This window comes from Trichocoleus sp. ST-U2, assembly GCF_039961875.1.
Taxonomy (GTDB): Bacteria; Cyanobacteriota; Cyanobacteriia; order Cyanobacteriales; family FACHB-T130; genus FACHB-T130.
Genome location: NZ_JAMPJY010000034.1, coordinates 1 through 17,028, shown reverse-complemented (window position 1 = coordinate 17,028; position 17,028 = coordinate 1). Strand labels below are relative to the sequence as shown.

The 17,028-nt window shown below is 47.1% G+C and carries 11 protein-coding genes; 6 read left to right on the top strand and 5 right to left on the bottom strand.

Features of this window, described 5'->3' with window-relative positions:
• Window positions 1–685 precede the first annotated feature (685 nt).
• From NC996_RS20050 to NC996_RS20040, 3 genes are all read left to right on the top strand, one after another.
• Window positions 686–1,564 carry an NF038130 family PEP-CTERM protein gene (locus tag NC996_RS20050; protein WP_190682155.1) on the top strand — a complete coding sequence of 293 codons (879 nt, stop codon included), beginning with the start codon at window positions 686–688 and terminating at the stop codon, window positions 1,562–1,564.
• 322 nt (window positions 1,565–1,886) lie between these two features.
• Window positions 1,887–2,528, top strand: coding sequence for a PEP-CTERM sorting domain-containing protein (locus NC996_RS20045; RefSeq protein WP_190682152.1), 642 nt, complete (start codon window positions 1,887–1,889; stop codon window positions 2,526–2,528).
• A gap of 1,017 nt (window positions 2,529–3,545) precedes the next feature.
• The gene (locus tag NC996_RS20040; protein WP_190682150.1) at window positions 3,546–4,013 is read left to right on the top strand and encodes a response regulator; all 468 of its coding nucleotides are present in this window, start codon (window positions 3,546–3,548) and stop codon (window positions 4,011–4,013) included.
• Between the two features lie 34 nt (window positions 4,014–4,047).
• On the opposite strand, the gene NC996_RS20035 is transcribed toward NC996_RS20040, so the two are convergent.
• Window positions 4,048–4,227, bottom strand: a complete 180-nt coding sequence (locus NC996_RS20035) for a hypothetical protein (RefSeq protein ID WP_190414923.1) — start codon at window positions 4,225–4,227, stop codon at window positions 4,048–4,050.
• A gap of 357 nt (window positions 4,228–4,584) precedes the next feature.
• Between NC996_RS20035 and uvrC the strand changes: the two genes are divergently transcribed.
• The 3 genes from uvrC to NC996_RS20020 all read left to right on the top strand — a co-directional run bounded on the left by uvrC (window position 4,585) and on the right by NC996_RS20020 (window position 10,143).
• Window positions 4,585–6,546: an excinuclease ABC subunit UvrC gene (gene uvrC / locus NC996_RS20030; RefSeq protein WP_190426571.1), complete on the top strand. Its 1,962-nt coding sequence runs from the start codon at window positions 4,585–4,587 to the stop codon at window positions 6,544–6,546.
• A 156-nt stretch (window positions 6,547–6,702) separates the two neighbouring features.
• A complete protein-coding gene (locus NC996_RS20025) occupies window positions 6,703–8,622 on the top strand; it encodes a hypothetical protein (RefSeq protein WP_190682146.1) in 1,920 nt (639 codons plus the stop codon).
• 84 nt (window positions 8,623–8,706) lie between these two features.
• Window positions 8,707–10,143, top strand: a complete 1,437-nt coding sequence (locus NC996_RS20020; protein WP_190682143.1) for a serine/threonine-protein kinase — start codon at window positions 8,707–8,709, stop codon at window positions 10,141–10,143.
• Window positions 10,144–10,285: 142 nt separating this feature from the next.
• On the opposite strand, the gene sds is transcribed toward NC996_RS20020, so the two are convergent.
• The 4 genes from sds to NC996_RS20000 all read right to left on the bottom strand — a co-directional run bounded on the left by sds (window position 10,286) and on the right by NC996_RS20000 (window position 16,886).
• Window positions 10,286–11,257 carry a solanesyl diphosphate synthase gene (sds, locus tag NC996_RS20015; protein ID WP_190682141.1) on the bottom strand — a complete coding sequence of 324 codons (972 nt, stop codon included), beginning with the start codon at window positions 11,255–11,257 and terminating at the stop codon, window positions 10,286–10,288.
• Between the two features lie 849 nt (window positions 11,258–12,106).
• The gene (gene murI, locus NC996_RS20010) at window positions 12,107–12,967 is read right to left on the bottom strand and encodes a glutamate racemase (RefSeq protein ID WP_190414918.1); all 861 of its coding nucleotides are present in this window, start codon (window positions 12,965–12,967) and stop codon (window positions 12,107–12,109) included.
• Window positions 12,968–12,995: 28 nt separating this feature from the next.
• A complete protein-coding gene (locus NC996_RS20005) occupies window positions 12,996–14,972 on the bottom strand; it encodes an N-acetylmuramoyl-L-alanine amidase (RefSeq protein ID WP_190414917.1) in 1,977 nt (658 codons plus the stop codon).
• 504 nt (window positions 14,973–15,476) lie between these two features.
• A complete protein-coding gene (locus NC996_RS20000) occupies window positions 15,477–16,886 on the bottom strand; it encodes a cation:proton antiporter (protein ID WP_190537062.1) in 1,410 nt (469 codons plus the stop codon).
• Between the last annotated feature and the right edge of the window lie 142 nt (window positions 16,887–17,028).

Genomic DNA, 17,028 nt, shown 5'->3' with positions numbered 1-17,028 from the left:
ACTGATTAGCTTCGCCTCAAAAAGAGAGTGGAGCTATTTTTTCTGCAATCAACATAACCGTAAATCTACGGTCAGTTCACTAACTTCTCCGTAAAATTCTCGAAATAAGAAACAACTGGAAGCGCAAAAACCAGTTAGAAGCAGTAAGTTTTTAGACATTTAATATCACCTAGATTCAAATAGATGCTTTGTTGTCAGTAGTCAGCCGTAGGAGAAAGCGGTTGCCACTAACGTATAGATGCGAGCGATCGCCTCTGTAACAACTAATGAGAGGCAATGTCCCTAAAGGTTAGGCAGGTTAAATGCCCCATAGCTTAAAACTCATGGAAACTACCCTTGACAGAATTCATATTTTGGATAACCTTCCTATTTCTAGGTTTTGGTCTCCTATTACTGTGTATTATTACGGTCAGTATACGGGAAAATAAAATTGCTTTTTGCCTTCAATCTTTTACTCAAACTTTACTAAAAATCATCAAAAGTTTATCGATTAAGACTAATTATTTGACTATATTAAATAGAGACAAGTGAATAAACAAAAAACAGGCTAAAAAGACGGGCGCTTGATTGTTGTCCCTGCTTATTTGGAACTGTTAACCCCGATCGAAAACTGACCGCGCCCTAGCTACTGTGCGCGTTATCCAGCAAAACTCATCTAGACAGAAAACTTGTGGAGACACACAAAATGACAGGTACTATCAAGAAAATTTTGCTAAGCGCTTCAGTGTTGGCAAGCCTCAGTGCGATCGCTAGCGCCCCGGCATCCGCTGGAACCCTGACAGGCGGAACCATCACAGGAACTGACATCATCAAATATGACTCAAAGGATGGTTATACCTATGCCAATCCATCCGCTGATTTGACCAGTATCTTAAGTGGCGATAGCAGCAATCCCACTGGAAACGTAGAGCTATTTTCCAGCAGCGAAAGTAACACATATAAAAGCCTGACCGCCTTTAAAAACGCTCCAGTCACTAGCTTGAGTGGTATGATTGGCGGCAAAAGTATTACTTTCAGCAGTCTGACAGGACTAGACTGGTTTACAACTGACACGGGTATTTACACTACAGGCTATGGAGCATCAAACCTTGCCAACAAGTGGTTTAACGAATTCATCAGCAAGGCGGGACAAACTGCAAACTCATTTTTGTATAACACGTTTTTGTCCCTCGGCGGATTCCAGAAATCCAGTGACGCTAATATCTCCTATGTCAATCAAGACGATACTACAGGCAAGATTAGCTTTGGGCTAGCGGGTCACAGCGATTTAAGTACCCTCTATCCTTTTGTGCCCAAGGGCTTCCAAGCCAGCGAAGTTGTCAAAGTTACCTATGAGGACAAGACTGAATATAAATACAACTTCCTTGCCACAAACTCTGGACTGTATGAAAAAGGTGAGTTTGACAAAACAGGCAAAAAGTCATCTCATACCGGCAACTACGAACTGACAATTGATGGGGTTCCACCCACAACAGAATCAGTACCCGAACCCTCAGCCATGCTGGGTCTACTCGGTGTAGGTAGTTTCTTTGCTGTCAAGCGTAAGATGCTGAAAAAAGCCTAAATTCTGTAGTCACTGCGGTTATACATAAAAAACTAGCAGTGTCAATAGTTAGCTAAAAATCGTAAATTTAATCGGCACCGTCAAGAGAAAGAGACGGGCCGATTTTTTCTTTATACAAACATCACAGTAAATTTACGGTATCTTTACCAACTTCTCCGTAAATACTACTAAATTATGACAGTTGTAGTAAAAAATAGACAGACATATCTGAGGGTGCCAAGAAGTCCAGTACCACCTGAAGCTCAAAACCGACAACACGCTTGATAATCCGGTTGGGGTGGCTGTACGAAAGCACAATCCTAGAACTGATGGAGACACCAAAATGTTAGGAAATGTAAAGTTATCAATCGCTACTGCGGGAGCAGCAGTTGTCACTTTGGGCACAATTGGTATGGCTCCTGTTGAGGCAGCCCAATTGACAAAACTCGATTACTCTGGGAAGGTCAGTGGCACTGTTTCCTTGTTCGGGGCTTTCACCGTGGATGTAGACAAGAGCTACGTTATCGATAATCTCAGCGGTAGGCTGCAAGATGAAGGAGATTCAGAGCTAACCGTCGATCATCCTTTCAGTTATTTAGGAGATTATTTTGGTAGTTACCTCAGTAATAATGGTTCCATCAATTCTTTTAGCGGTTTTGGCTCCATCTTTAAGGGTTTAAGCTATAGTCCGGACGATCTTCTTTCTACGTTTAATTTCTCTTACAACAAGATTACCGATATCTTGACTGTAAAAGGCTATGAGTTCGATAAGATTAAAGTGTGCCTGAGCGGTACGTGTAATATTTCTGGTGAAGGTTCTGCATCGGGTACTGCTTTTGGATTTATACCTGTTCAGGCATCTGTGAATTTCAAGGTTTCCCAGACGGCAACACCCCTCGACGTACCCGAACCTTCCGCATTGTTGGGCTTAATTGGTTTGGGTGGTTTCTTTGCTGCTAAGCGCAAGTTGCAAAAAGCAGCATAAATTTTGCACCTTCCACAGTCTTAGCCTAAAAAAGTAGGGAGCTATCTGCTCCCTTTTTTTGTTGCAATTTAAGCGTTGTTGCAATCCGGAATGTCACCTAATCCCTTACCGTAAACAGTGAGGAAGAAATTCTATTTTTCCCCCGCTTCTTTTAAGCATTTTTCCAGGTGATACCATTTCACCAATTACGTCTAACAGATACTTCTGTGATGGAGGAACCCCCTCAATCCCCCGCTCGCCGAGCAAGGCAAGATTTACTCTCTCCGTACCCCCTTCAATCTCCCCACTTTTCGGAGCCAAGACAAGGAAGAATTCTGATTCACGGGGATTAGAGTAGGGTTCTCAATGATAAATAATGTTTTTAAAAACGAGATACACCCGAAGGCAGTGTCCCTAGAATCCTTGCTCTTGGAGCTTCTGGAGCATTGTGGGAACGAAATAGCTAACTTGTTGAGGAGTCTAGTTTGAACAACTGAGGGTTGAAAAGATGCTTTTCAGGAGTCACTCGTCTTGTACTATGCCCCGCTTAATCTAAAGAGTTTGTTTACCCTAGGGACGCCATTAATGACCTCTGGAACAAATCATCAAAATTGTCTTGCCAGAGTACTCGCCTATCTGAATTCATTCCGACTTTGCTGGGAGTGCCATACATTGCAACGCTGCTGAAAGTTTTTCAGGCATTAGGAATTCCCTTAGCCAGAGATACACTAAGCCATGCTGAGAGGATCAGTATCCTGCTAATACCCCAGCACGTCAATTTTTAAGTTCGCCTAAACCTGAACTTCACTCGAATGGCACTGATATAAGAGCCTTGCGATAAATCTCTCACCTTAAAGCTCGCAACCTGTTTTTGGGTCAGTTAAAACTGACTTTAGCTCTTAGCCCGTTCCCGAAGAGCATTGCTAAAGGGTACTTTAGTTCAGGGCAAAAGTTAAGTGTCATTCAACTTTGATCTATTGTTAACCAGATAACTTATTAATAAAGTTATAGCTACACTGAGTGCAATGGATTCGGTTAATGCTTATATCACTTTTAACTATCTTCCCAGGCCGATTTAACGGAAGCGGTGAGACAGAACGCTCACAGTTCAACCCGAATTCAGACTTCAGTGCTGAAGCATCTCCTAAGCGAATTTTGCTCGTTGAGGATAACCAAACGAATCGACAGCTGCTAAATGACTATCTTGGTTATCTGGGATACCAAGTTTTCTCCCTAGCCGGGGGGGCTGATTTTTTTCAGACGATGGCTGAGTTTCAGCCGCACTTAGTTTTGCTAGACTTAAAATTACCAGACATTGATGGCTATACGCTACTCCAGCAAATCCAAGAAAGACCAGACTGGCTCCACATCCCCGTGTTTGTCGTTTCCGCCTATGCTTTTCAAGCAGATGAAGAGCGTGCCCTTACTTTGGGGGCACGTCGGTTCTTTGTTAAACCTGTGAATTTAGTTTCTTTGAGACAAGCTATTGCAGAAGAAATTCATTAACAACTTCGTGAATTTCTGGCAATTAAATCAATCGTTATTCACTTTTATTTTCGTTAATGTATTTTTCCACGGTGAGGCTTAGATTTTGCACAGAAGAACTTATTCCCCTAACCTGAGCTTCTACTTGTGCCAATAACAAGATCACTGTCTGGAGTTGGTTGAGCGTGTCATCCATAGCGTTCCGATATTGATTCTCAAACTCTTCCAATTTCATAATTTTAACCAGGGGGAGGTAGTTAGCAAAAAATGTTGTAGCAGCATTTTAAAACCAATTTCAACTTAAAAGCTGAAAGATTAGCATTATTCGTTATAACTTTATCTAACCTGGTAATGACTTCAACAAAGCTTAACTGATTTCCGGAAAGAGATCTCGCATTTAAAAATTAAAACTAATGCGAATTTTTACTGAGTTGTGAAGTTAGTAAAAAACGTTAATTACGAATTTGCACTGATATTTAGAATTAAATAAAAATGGTGGCTACGAAATTTTACCAGATAGAAAATCCGTTACTGTTTGTTCAAGGGCGCGACTTAAAAATTAACAATTGCTGCTGTCTAGGAGTGTATTAGGATGACAGATCCGCAAACCCTAAGAAATGGGAACGAATTATTTCCCGCCACAACTCAAGCTGGTTATCTATCGGCTGAAGGAGCGATCGCATCTACAAAAATCCTGCCGCTCCTCAAAGAGCCAGAACGCCTGGAAAGCCGTCTGAAAGAGATTCCGCCAGAACCAGGGGTCTATTTTATGAAGGATGTTAGCGATCGCATCCTCTACATTGGCAAGTCGAAAAAATTGCGATCGCGAGTTCGCTCTTATTTCCGCGACTCCCAAAAATTGAGCGATCGCATTATGATGATGGTGCGGCAAATCGCAGAGATTGAATTCATCGTCACCGACACCGAAGCCGAAGCACTTGCGCTAGAAGCCAATCTAGTTAAGCAGCATCAACCCTACTTCAACGTGCTGCTCAAAGATGATAAGAAGTATCCTTACGTTCTGGTTACGTGGTCGGAAGAATATCCTCGCATTTTCATTACTCGGAACAGGCGTCTGGGAAAAGAAAAAGATAAGTATTATGGCCCTTTTGTGGATGCAGGTTTGTTGCGAACCACGTTACGAATCGCAAAACGGCTCTTCCCAATCCGCCAGCGTCCGCAACCTTTATTTAAAGATCGTCCTTGCCTGAACTACGATTTAGGGCGGTGTCCAGGCGTCTGTCAAAAGTTGATTTCACCAGAAGAATATCGCAAAACAATCCAAAAAATCGCGATGGTTTTCCAAGGACGAGCCGGAGAACTGATTGATATTTTAACGGCGAATATGGAAAAGGCAGCCGAAGAGCTAAACTTTGAGGTAGCAGCGCGGATGCGCGACCAAATTGCCGGGTTAAGGTCTTTGAGTGCAGATCAAAAAGTGTCTTTGCCAGATGATACCGTTTCGCGGGATGCGATCGCTCTGGCTGCTGATGCCCAACACGCCTGCATCCAATTGTTCCAGATGCGTGCGGGAAAACTGGTTGGTCGTTTAGGCTTTGTGGCAGAAGCGCAATCAGGTACGCCGGGAGCCATCTTGCAGCGGGTGTTAGAGGAACATTACGCAAATGCAGAGTCCGTAGAAATCCCGATAGAAATTCTGGTGCAGCACGAGTTGCCAGAAGGGGAAATGCTCACAGAATTTTTAACGGAGCGAAAAGGGCGAAAAGTAACGCTACTTGCTCCCCAGCGACAAACCAAGGCAGAATTGATTGAGATGGTAGAGCGCAACGCCCAGTATGAACTAGCGCGGATGCAACGATTAGGCGATCGCAATACCCAAGCAATGGAAGATTTAGCTGCCATTGTTGATCTACCCGACTTACCCCACCGGATTGAAGGCTACGATATCTCCCACATTCAGGGAGCGAATGCTGTCGCGTCTCAGGTAGTCTTCATTGACGCTATACCCGCAAAGCAGCACTATCGCCACTATAAAATTAAGAATCCCACCGTTACTGCCGGTCACTCGGACGACTTTGCCAGTCTTGCGGAAGTTATCCAGCGGCGTTTCCGCAAGTATGCGGAAGATCCGCAAATGCAGCGAGTTGGGAATCCCGATTGGCCCGATTTAGTAATGATTGACGGCGGGAAAGGTCAGCTCTCGTCAGTTGTCGCCGTACTGCAAGAAATGAATTTAATGGAAGACTTGCGAGTTGTTAGTCTTGCCAAGCAGCGAGAGGAGATTTTCTCACCGGGTGAGTCTTCACCGTTACAGACGGATGCAGAACAACCAGGGGTGCAATTGTTGCGACGACTGCGGGATGAGGCGCACCGATTTGCAGTCAGTTTCCACCGTCAGCAGCGCAGCGATAAGTTGAGGCGATCGCGTTTAGATGAAATTCCAGGATTGGGCTTTCAGCGACAGAAACAACTCTTGGCGCATTTTCGTTCCATTGATTATATCCGCGAAGCGACTCCAAAGCAGCTAACTGAGGCTCCTGGTGTTGGCCCTAAGTTAGCCCAGGAAATCTACGATTATTTCCATCCCGCTTAACCGATGCCAAAATCAATCTTCAATCAGTTGTGATTCTCTTGCTCTCTTCCTCTCTTGCTTCGCGTCCTTTGCGTCCTTGGCGGTTCGTTAAAAAAATCTCTGACAAATCAAAGAAGATAGCGATAGACAAAATTTAAACCGCAGAGGACGCAAGAATTGAAAAGCCGTATCTTAATCGGTCTGCTGATAGTTCTAGCGCCCTTCAAGGTACTAGCTGACGAAGCACACCCGCGTTTATTTCTAACTCAAAGACGGATCGAACAAATCCGATCGGCAATTCGGGTGCCGCGATCGCATCATCAGCAAGCATTCGATGCCCTGAAAGCGCGAGTAACCCAGAACAACTGGCGCATTTATGATGGCAACCCGAATGACGGTAACTGGAACTATGCCCGTTCCTATCTGGCACGGGAAGCAGCGCTGCTGTACTTATTGACAAATGAAAATAAGTATGCATATATTGCCTACCAAGCCCTCCATCTCATCCACCGAGATCCAGACCCAGATAACCGCCTGCCGGAAGCGCAATATGGGCTATCTAGGGCGACGGTGGGGCAAAATTTTGCGATCGCCTATGATTGGGCGTATCGCGGTTGGACTCCACAGCAGCGAGATTACATTAAAAACAAAATTAACATCGCCCTCGATACTTGGGAGAATTTCCGCCACCCCAACCTCACTAATCCAGCAATGGCTTCTAACTGGGTAGCAGTCTGTCGAGGCGGGGAACTCGTGATGATGTTGGCTGTGTACGAGGAAGGCAACCGCGCCAAGCGATACAGTCAGCTCAAGGGGTGGCTGAAAACTCACCTACTCAACGCTTACGGTCAGTTGGGTTTAAGTCAGGAAGGGATTGGTTATGACAATTATGCAGGGATTTTTTTAGTTCCAGCGGTTTATGCCCTCCGGAGTGTTGGGGATGCTGAGCTTGACGCCGATTTTGCCGCACGACATTTCTGGAAATTGGTCATGTACGCCGGTGCATTTATGATGCATGAATCGGGCGATCGCTACTTTCTTCAATCTGGCGTATCCGGTGCAGGCATCGGTGACGAAGGCTGGACGAGTCTCCTCCTCGGATCGGTTCCCCCACGCTTATTGCCCTTCTACCGCTACTTTTACGATCGGCACATGGGAATAGATGCCCCAGGCACCCCAGCCGAGAAATTTGACAAACAGAGGGGCGCAACGATCTGGTCGCTAATCTATTACCCAGAAAGCGCCCCTTCCTTTAATCCAACAGGTGTGTTTCCCTCGTCTGTGGGGGATGAAAAAAGAGGCGCTTACTTTTTCCGCGATCGCTGGCAAGATGAGAACGATATCCTCGTGTCGGTGATGGCAGATAGCGATCGCCACCAGAATGCTTGGGATCAGTCAGAAGCCTTCCAACTTGGCTTACTCGCTTACAACCATCATTTCATCGGAGGGCCTGCCAAAATTTCTGGCAACCCTGCCACTTTTAGCACCCTCTTGGTGGACGGAAAAGCACAGCGCGATCGCGGTACAACGGGAAGGCATGAATTTTTCAATTCCAACCCAGATGGCGGTTACGTCATCATCGACGGTGGGGAGAAATACGCCAGTTTGGGCTTAAGCAGCGCCAAGCGCCACCTCCTGGTCAAGTTTTCTGAAACTGATAATACTGCTGTACTGGCAACGCTCGATCGAATTCGGGATGAGGAGGCGCATACCTACACCTGGCAACTCAACCTCGGAAATGAGAAAGGTGATGGTGGCGTCACTGCAACGGTTGGAATGGAAGGCGGGTTGTCAACTTTTTTGCTACGCGGCGGTAGTGACAGCTACCTCAAAGGCTGGGTGCTGCACCCAAATGGGGCAGTAGTAACTGCGGGCGATCCGTTGCAAGTCAGTATTTCCGGCGCAAATGCCGAAATCTGGATCGCTACCTTTGTAGGCAGGGGAATCCCGCCTGTAGCAACTATCACGGGTACGGGGATGGCAGCCGTTCTGGAAGTGGGCAATGTGCGACTGCGCTACGACGCTGATACCAATCGAACGATCGCCGAATACAGAGACGACGTGAGAGAAGTCGGCAAGACATTTCCCAAAGAATAGCCGCCAGTTGTCGCAGCCACTTCCCCTTTGCCTCCCTTCTGGGAAGAACTACGATAGACTCAACCTGCTGAATCCTGCCTGGGTATGATCTACTGTCCAAATCCCAATTGCCGCGATCGCCTAAATCCTGACAATTATAAATTTTGCCAAAATTGTGGCTCCCATTTATTACTGAGAAATCGCTACCGTATCCTCAAACCGATTGGTGGTGGCGGATTTGGCAGAACCTATCAGGCAGCAGATACTGACTGTATGAATACGCCCTGCGTGGTGAAGCAATTTTTACCATCCTCAGAGATTCAAGCCAATCCGAAGGCGCTGGAAAAAGCAACGGCAATGTTTAACCAGGAAGGCGTGCGGTTGTTTCAACTGGGAGAACATCCCCACATTCCCAGACTGCTTGCTTACTTTGAAGAAGATAAGCGCCTGTATCTGGTGCAAGAGTTGATTGCGGGACTCACTTTACGTCAAGAATTGGCTACTCAGGGAGCTTTTAGCGAACAAAAGATTAGACAGCTTTTGGCTGAGTTACTGCCAATTCTCAAATTTATTCACGAACGTGGGGTGATTCACCGGGATATCAAGCTAGAGAATATTATGCGTCGTCACCGAAACGGCAGGTTAGTCCTAATTGATTTTGGCGTCTCCAAACTGGTAACAGAGACGACGATGGGGCAAGTGGGGACAACGGTCGGTACGGTAGGATATACGCCGATGGAACAAATGCACGGTCATGCCTACCCCGCTAGCGATCTCTACAGTTTAGGAGTCACTTGCGTTTGTCTGCTCACCCAATCTCTTCCTACATTAGGTGGTTCTGATGGTCTTTATGAACCGCTAGAGTGTCGCTGGATGTGGCGAGAGTGTCTGCCATCTGGCACAACCATTAGTCAAGAGTTAGGGCAAATCTTGGATAAACTGCTTCAGCCTTTACCGAAGGATCGCTATAAATCAGCTTCCGAGGTGCTGGAAGCCTTGCACTCTAAACTTACTAGACCTTCTGATGTCAATGTCACGATACCCACGATGGCTTCCTCTTCCGCTCATCTCAGGGCATTGGGGATAAATTACAGCAAACTGCGGGATTTCCTGACTGCCCGGAACTGGAAGGAAGCAGATCGGGAAACACGAATGCTCCTGCTGAAAATTTCCCATCGAGAACCAGAAGGCTGGCTGAGAGTTGAAGATTTTCAAAAGTTTCCCTGCCAACACCTCAGTACGATCGATCGACTCTGGGTAAATTACAGCGACGGACGCTTTGGCTTTAGTGTCCAGAAGCGCATTTGGGAAAAGATTGGCGGAAAACCTAACTTTGACTATGCCACTTGGTGTCGTTTTGGCGACCAAGTGGGTTGGCGTGTCAAAGGCAATTGGTTAAATTACTCGGATCTCACTTTCTCCGGAAATTCTGCCCCATCGGGTCATCTTCCGGCTGGAGGATTAGAAGAGACTGGATTGGGTCGCTGGGATTTGGTGTGTTCTTCTCTGGTGGCGAGACTCGCCAAGTGTAAAATTTGCTAATGGCTTATTGGATTTTGATTCATTCTTAGGAATGTCGATTAAAGAACTTACGCTCGTTCGCGTTCTGTAGGGGCATACCCAGAAAAAGCCCCTACAGTCATGCCCCTACAAAAGAAATTGGGGGTTAATAAATCCACACTCCTTAGTAAAGCCGACTCAACACGTACTCAGCCATGTCAATTAGCGCTTGACGGCACTCCGAGTGCGGTAAATCTGCTAATTGTTGAACGGCGAGTTGGGCATGATGGGCAGCTAATTCGCGCGATCGCTCAATGCCCTGACTTTCTTCAATCAAGGCGATCGCTGCTTCTAAATCCCCCTGCTCTGTAAATTCCCGCTCAATGAGCGCCTCCAGGTAAGGTTTTTCTTCTAAGGCAAATAACACGGGTGCTGTTAGATTGCCACTTTTTAGATCCGATCCGGCTGGCTTACCTAAAGCTTCTGTCGAACCCGTGAAGTCAAAAATATCATCCACAATCTGGAAAGCCAAGCCGAGATGACGTCCGTAGCGATACAAATTTTCTGCCGCCTCCTCCGAGACATCACTGAGTAGTCCAGCCGCCTTCGCACTGTTAGCCATCAACGAGGCAGTTTTGTAGTAACTCTTCTCTAAGTAAGCTTCGAGGGACATACTGGCATCAAAGCGATTCAGCCCTTGCTGAATTTCTCCTTCTGCCATATCCATAATCACTTCTGAGAGCAGTTTCACTACTTCTAAATTATTCAAATTTGCCAAATACCAAGAAGATTGGGCAAATAAAAAGTCTCCCGCCAACACAGCGATGCGATTGCCAAACCGGCTATGAACCGTGGCAATACCGCGTCTTACCTCGGATTCATCCACCACATCGTCGTGTACCAGACTAGCGGTGTGAATCATTTCCGTAATTTCTGCGAGACGCCGGTGACGTGGGGTAATGTCTTGATCCAGCATGGTTGCCCGCGATATCAGCAGGACGATAGCGGGTCTAACGCGCTTTCCTCCTGCCCCAAATAAGTGTTCTGCCGCCGCATACAGGATGGGGTGACGGGCACCAACCAGCTTTTTCAAATTCTCCGTCAGAACACGTAGGTCTGATTCAACAGGGGCAAAGAGGGAGGTCACTGAGGTCATGGATCAGCTGACTCTGGCTTAATAGTTACGAAATTTTACATTCCTGTCATTTATTTTAAGCTAATGCTCCCCTACAGGGAAGTTTTGTTCCTTAGAAGATGCCCCCGCAGCCTTTTTTTGAAATTGTATCGACTTGTAAAGTATCTAAAAAAATCCCTCCTAACCCTTGGGGATCTTGTGTTACTCTAATATGTAAGGATTTGAAAAGCTTAATAGAGTTACTGAGCCAAAAAATTACAGAAAACACTTACGTGTTTGTAATGAATTGGTAAAGGATGGCAGATTTTTGGTAGGCGGTAGCATTTCCGGCTTCCTGCATCTTTTTCTAGCGTTAAGGCTCTAGGAAAACTAGCCATCCGAAAATAAAGGACTTTCAATAGGCACTGTAGATTAGCTTGCTATCTACGGGATTGCCGAAAAAATCTCAGATTATTTTTATTAATTTTCTGGGGTTTTAGTTAAATCAAGAATTTTTGGGGCGACAGCGACCTCCAGAATTCCTATGGGCAGACATATTCTCAAGCATTGACTCAAGTCTTGACTTGGGACATTGTCTTGGGAAAAGAACTTGTATAAAAATTTACATTCCGCTACTTGTGATTGTGCGATACCATGACGTATAATGATATGCCTCTGATTATCCCATTTTTAGCCACTGGTTATTTGTTAACGGTTTACCTGCTGTTGATGCTGGCGCAGCGAACTGTGAAAGGTGCGGGTAGGACGAAGTCCATACCCTAGCGATCGCGACAGAAGTATTAGCCGTTTGCAGCACGCTCACCTCATCGATCCGCGATTAGCAGTCAAATCTAGAATTTTGGATTGAAGAACCCATTCTTCAATTGACTGCTACTCGCTTAGCTCTAGCGGTAATTGCCGATGTAGCACTGTCGGTAAATAAACTTTTTCTACCGCAGGCGTACACCCCAGCCACTGTACTGACAGTTGTGCAAACTGTTCGGGACAACCGCTCACGGCAAATCGAGTTGCTAGAGGCGGGCGGGTGTTTCTCAGTCCTAGTAAATCCAGCTCTTGTGCAGCCGCAGCCACTACATGAACTGCCGGATCGCATAGCTTCACCGACCGGGGCAGAATTTTCCTCAGGACGGGTGCTAAGTGGGGATAGTGGGTACAGCCATAAACAAGCGTGTCAATACGATGGTGCAGTAACGGTGCCAAGTACTCCCGCGCCACTTCTAGGGTGTAAGGCTCATGGATGCGGTTTTGCTCAATCACCGGCACAAACTCTGGGCAACCGACTTGCCAAACTTGGGCAGTGGCGTCAACTTCTAAAATCGCGCGACGATAAGCGTTGCTAGCGGCAGTGGCTGGGGTAGCAATGACTCCAATCCGGTTGCCTAGCTCAACAGCCGCGCGGGCACCAGGCAAGATAACTCCCAAAATCGGGAGAGGAAACTCAGACCGCACTGCCTCTAAAGCGAGGGCAGAACTGGTGTTGCACGCCATGATCGCCATTTTGACGCCCTGCTGCATCATCCAGATGAGAATTTCGCGCACAAAGTGCAAAATTTCTGCCTGAGAGCGAGTGCCGTAGGGCAGTCGAGCCGTATCGCCAAAGTAAAGAATCGATTCGGATGGCAGCTGCCGGTAGAGTTCCCTCAATACCGTCAGCCCGCCGACTCCGCTATCAAAAATCCCAATTCTGGCTCGTTGAAGAGCCTCATTTGTTTTTTGTTCCTTATTCATCATTAATCAACCACTCCCCACAAACCGGCATTTAGAGACTTTGTTGAATGTACTGTAGAATACCGCGAGCGATCGCTCTTGCCATCTGGCTCTGGTAATTTGGCGAAGCCAACTTCACAGCCTCTTGTGGGCTGGACACAAAACCAACCTCCACTAAAACAGCGGGCATCGAACTCTTCCTCAGTACATAAAATCTCGCCTGCCGCACTCCTCGATCTCGGATATCAACGTTCTGCAAAATACTATTGTGAATGGTTTGCGCTAAACGCCCACCACTAGAGTAATAGTAAGTCTCCAGCCCCTGCACATCAGGACGCCCACCAATTGAATTGGCGTGGATACTGACGAATAAATCGGCATTGGCTCGCTCAGCCATCGTTACTCGTGGTTGCAAGTCTACAAAATAGTCATCCTTTCGCGTCATCACCGCCTGGATGCCCTGTTGCTCTAGCAATGCCGCTACCTGCTGTGCAATCGGCAAAATTACATCGACCTCTCGCAAACCTCTATAACCGATGGCTCCAGGGTCTTTGCCTCCATGTCCGGCATCTACAACCACAACCAATCGTCCAACACGGGGGCGGGGTCGCGAAGGCGGATTGTTATTCTGAGGCGGCGGCACGTTAACAGAACCCGTGGGCGGAACCCGAATAGGGCCTGTAGGAGGAACAACCGAGCCAAGGCGACTTCGTTGCAGTTGCAGTGCTAAAAGTTGGTCGCTCACCTGATTGAGTTCTCCAACCTGTACCCCTGAGGCTGGTTGCACCAGAATAACGACAGTCCGCGAGTCTTGCTGCTGCAAACGCACCCGCCGCACTGAAGTGGTGGCATCCAGTTGAGGTCCCCTAACTCGGTCAGCTAGTTCAGCGGAAGGAATCGTAATTCGATAAACTCCCTCTCTTGCATCCCATCTGCCGGTGTATCTGACAGACGCATCCGCCCGAATTAATAACTGGGTTCCGGAAGAAGCGAGTTCAACCGATTGAATTGTTGCTAACTGATTATTCGGACGGTTGGTGGGGACGGGTTGGCTGGGTGCAGTTGAAGGCGGTCTAGACCCCCCCGAAATGGGAGAGGGTTGATTTCCAGCTAGTGGTGGACTTTCAATGTCGCCAGCACTCGTACCCTTCGGCAAGATGACAATACCGCCAAAATCGCTAACACTTGCCAGCCAGTCCGGGCTTTCTCTCCTCACGTTCATCGTGACGCGAACGATTGAGGGTGAAGTATCAACTTGGGACAATAAGATGCGACTGACGCCATAGCGATTCACCGTCGAAGAAGGCGATGTAAGACTGCGGGAAAGGGTCGCTCCTCGCAGGTCAAAAGTAATGTTTTTGCGATCACTACTCCGGTTCACCTTAATAATCTGCGGGCGACCCCCATTCGTCTTTAGGAAAAACCCATCCCGCGTTACCTGCACATCTTCGATTTGAGCAAGCGACCCAACCGTTACGTTTGGAGGTGTCTGACGAATCGGTGGGCGACTCAGCACTGGAGGCGGCGAAGGATTTCTAGGAGCTTGATTGGGAAGCGGTTGCAAAGGGGGCGGCGGAGAATTTCCCAAATCTAGATCTCTGGGTGCTAGATCTCTGGGTGAAGGATTTGACACCTGTGCTACTCGTTCGGGCTTTGGTAATTGCACCGACCACTGGCTGGGGGAAGCTCCTCGAACTAGCACTTTTTCTGGATCGAGGGTGTAACCAGGGTCTAATTCAATCACCATCCGAGTAGTATTACCTTCAAACTGTCCTACTCGCAGAGAACGCAGCGATCCAGCCAACTGCTGAGTCACCGTTGAGCGCCCCAAGCTGGTACCGGGCAGATCGATTACCACACGGGTCGGGTTGGCAAGCAGTTGCGCTCGCGGTTGAACTCCATCATCCGTCCTAAAGTCTAGTCGGTTCTGATTGGCATCAAAACGCCAATACACCAGTCTTGCCGCATTCGCGGGAAGTGAAACGAGAAAAATGCTCAAAAAACTGGGTAATAGCCAGTAAAATCTCACTATCGTTGCTCCTGAAAAAGGCAAAGACCGTAATAATCGGCCTGTACGCTGTAGACCTGTTTCGGATGTTTTCGGTTCACATCCGGTGCATTGCGGTAAACAAAGTAAACGATTTTAGACTGGGTTGAACAATATCACGACTTTGGTCGCAATGCAGAATAATCGACTAGGCATGACTTTTTTCGCTGGAAAAAGCCAATTACCATCGGGAAGATGCCTGGTGTATGGAGTTTCTCATCAGAGATTTTTGTTCTCAGGGCTTGGCAATGATAACGTCTTGATGCTGCCTATTCCCAAGCCACGCGAGCCAACACTTTTCTCAAAGCGAGAGAAACCTTTTAAATCCGATTAAATCCGATAACCAACCCCAAGGGACGTAGATAAAGTGACTTAAGTTTCACAAAAACCGTTTGCTGTTAGTTTTTTGTCAGTAGGTACTACGGAGTAGGTAGTCGGTGTTGATTGTATACCACCACTACCCACTACCCACACATGAATTAATAACTAATCGCTTTCCTTAGCAGGAACCGATGCAGGCTCTTGAAACACAAACCGTAATAAGGGAGGTGCTAAAAAAGTTGTCAAGATGACCATCATAATAATCGCGGCTTCTGTGGCTTCAGACAAAGCACCGCTGGCAGAACCAACACCGGCAAAGACCAACCCGACTTCGCCTCGTGGAATCATCCCGACGCCAATCGCTAATCGGTTGATCTGAGGTTGACCAAATACAACTAGACCCGTAACAACCTTTCCGAGAATTGCCACGACAATCAGGAACATAGCCATGAACAACCCTTCCCGGTTACTGGGAACCGCTGGATTAAGAACTCCTAGGTCAGTTTTAGCCCCAACCGTTACAAAGAAAATCGGCACCAGCAGATCGGCAATAGGCACTACCTGCTTTTCCAGTTCTTTACGCTTATCCGTTTCGTCTAAGACTAAGCCAGCTGCAAAAGCTCCCAAAATGGCTTCTAGGTGAATAGCGGCTCCCACATAGGCCATCAAGAATGCGAAGATGAAAGCCGGTATGACTAGCCCGCCGCGCGTCTTGAGCTGATCGGCGATCGCTACAAAGGATTTGTTAAAAACCTTACCTAGCAGAATCGCACCTAGTAGAAAACTACTGGCGCTGACGATCAGATAAATGACGTTGCTGACATCTACTTCACCCGTTTTTGCCAAACTTGCTACCACTGCCAAAACGATGATACCCAGAACATCGTCTATAACCGCAGCGCCCAGAATAATCTGACCTTCTCTAGAAGTGAGACGCCCCAATTCTGAGAGAACTTTGGAAGTAATCCCAATACTGGTTGCAGTCAAAGCCGCACCCGCAAAAATCGCCGGAACCGCTGGCACGCCAAAAAAGAGCATCAGCCCCGCAGTGCCAGCTGCAAAGGGCACCACTACCCCCACCACTGCGACGACGACTGCCTGGATACCGACTGCCATCAGTTCCTTTAAGTTCGATTCCAGACCAATTTCAAATAGCAGTACGATTACGCCCAGTTCTGCTAAAACGGAAATGACTTCGCTCTGGGTTTGAAATACTTCACCAATCGTGTCGAGACTTAAGCCAGAAGTGCCTTGCAAGAAGGACATCAGGACAGAATCAGAAGCGACTGACCCGCTTTCTGGAAATACCAGCAGATGCAGGGCGGAGATACCCACCACTACACCGCCGACCAGTTCGCCTAATACAGGCGGGAAGCCCATCCAGTTTGATATCTCCGCCCCCATTTTGCTAGCGAAGTAAATGATGACTAAAGTCAGTAACACTGCCGCTAAGACCACTGGACTTTTTTCTGCTTCTTGTGTTGCTGTCGCTAAGACAGGAATGGTTTTGCTCGAAAGTGAGAGTGAGAAAGTTGGGCTTAGTAAACTAAGCCAGTGAGCTGCATCTATCGGCATGAGTTCTGCACAAAATCATTCTTTTCAATAGACCTCTTGCAAAAGTCGTCGCTGGGGTAATATGGGGTCTAAAATTAGGCGATTGCTAGCTGCCGGTCATAAGTTTTACTCATCTTACCTTTGACTGAGCCGAAGTTCATAA

What these genes read in the sequence shown, in the direction of transcription:
- NC996_RS20050 (WP_190682155.1), top strand. Translation starts at nt 686, where the DNA reads ATGACAGGTACTATCAAGAAAATTTTGCTAAGCGCTTCAGTGTTGGCA.
- NC996_RS20040 (WP_190682150.1), top strand. Translation starts at nt 3,546, where the DNA reads ATGCTTATATCACTTTTAACTATCTTCCCAGGCCGATTTAACGGAAGC.
- murI (WP_190414918.1), bottom strand. Translation starts at nt 12,967, where the DNA reads ATGATGAATAAGGAACAAAAAACAAATGAGGCTCTTCAACGAGCCAGA.
- NC996_RS20035 (WP_190414923.1), bottom strand. Translation starts at nt 4,227, where the DNA reads ATGAAATTGGAAGAGTTTGAGAATCAATATCGGAACGCTATGGATGAC.
- NC996_RS20000 (WP_190537062.1), bottom strand. Translation starts at nt 16,886, where the DNA reads ATGCCGATAGATGCAGCTCACTGGCTTAGTTTACTAAGCCCAACTTTC.
- NC996_RS20045 (WP_190682152.1), top strand. Translation starts at nt 1,887, where the DNA reads ATGTTAGGAAATGTAAAGTTATCAATCGCTACTGCGGGAGCAGCAGTT.
- uvrC (WP_190426571.1), top strand. Translation starts at nt 4,585, where the DNA reads ATGACAGATCCGCAAACCCTAAGAAATGGGAACGAATTATTTCCCGCC.
- NC996_RS20020 (WP_190682143.1), top strand. Translation starts at nt 8,707, where the DNA reads ATGATCTACTGTCCAAATCCCAATTGCCGCGATCGCCTAAATCCTGAC.
- sds (WP_190682141.1), bottom strand. Translation starts at nt 11,257, where the DNA reads ATGACCTCAGTGACCTCCCTCTTTGCCCCTGTTGAATCAGACCTACGT.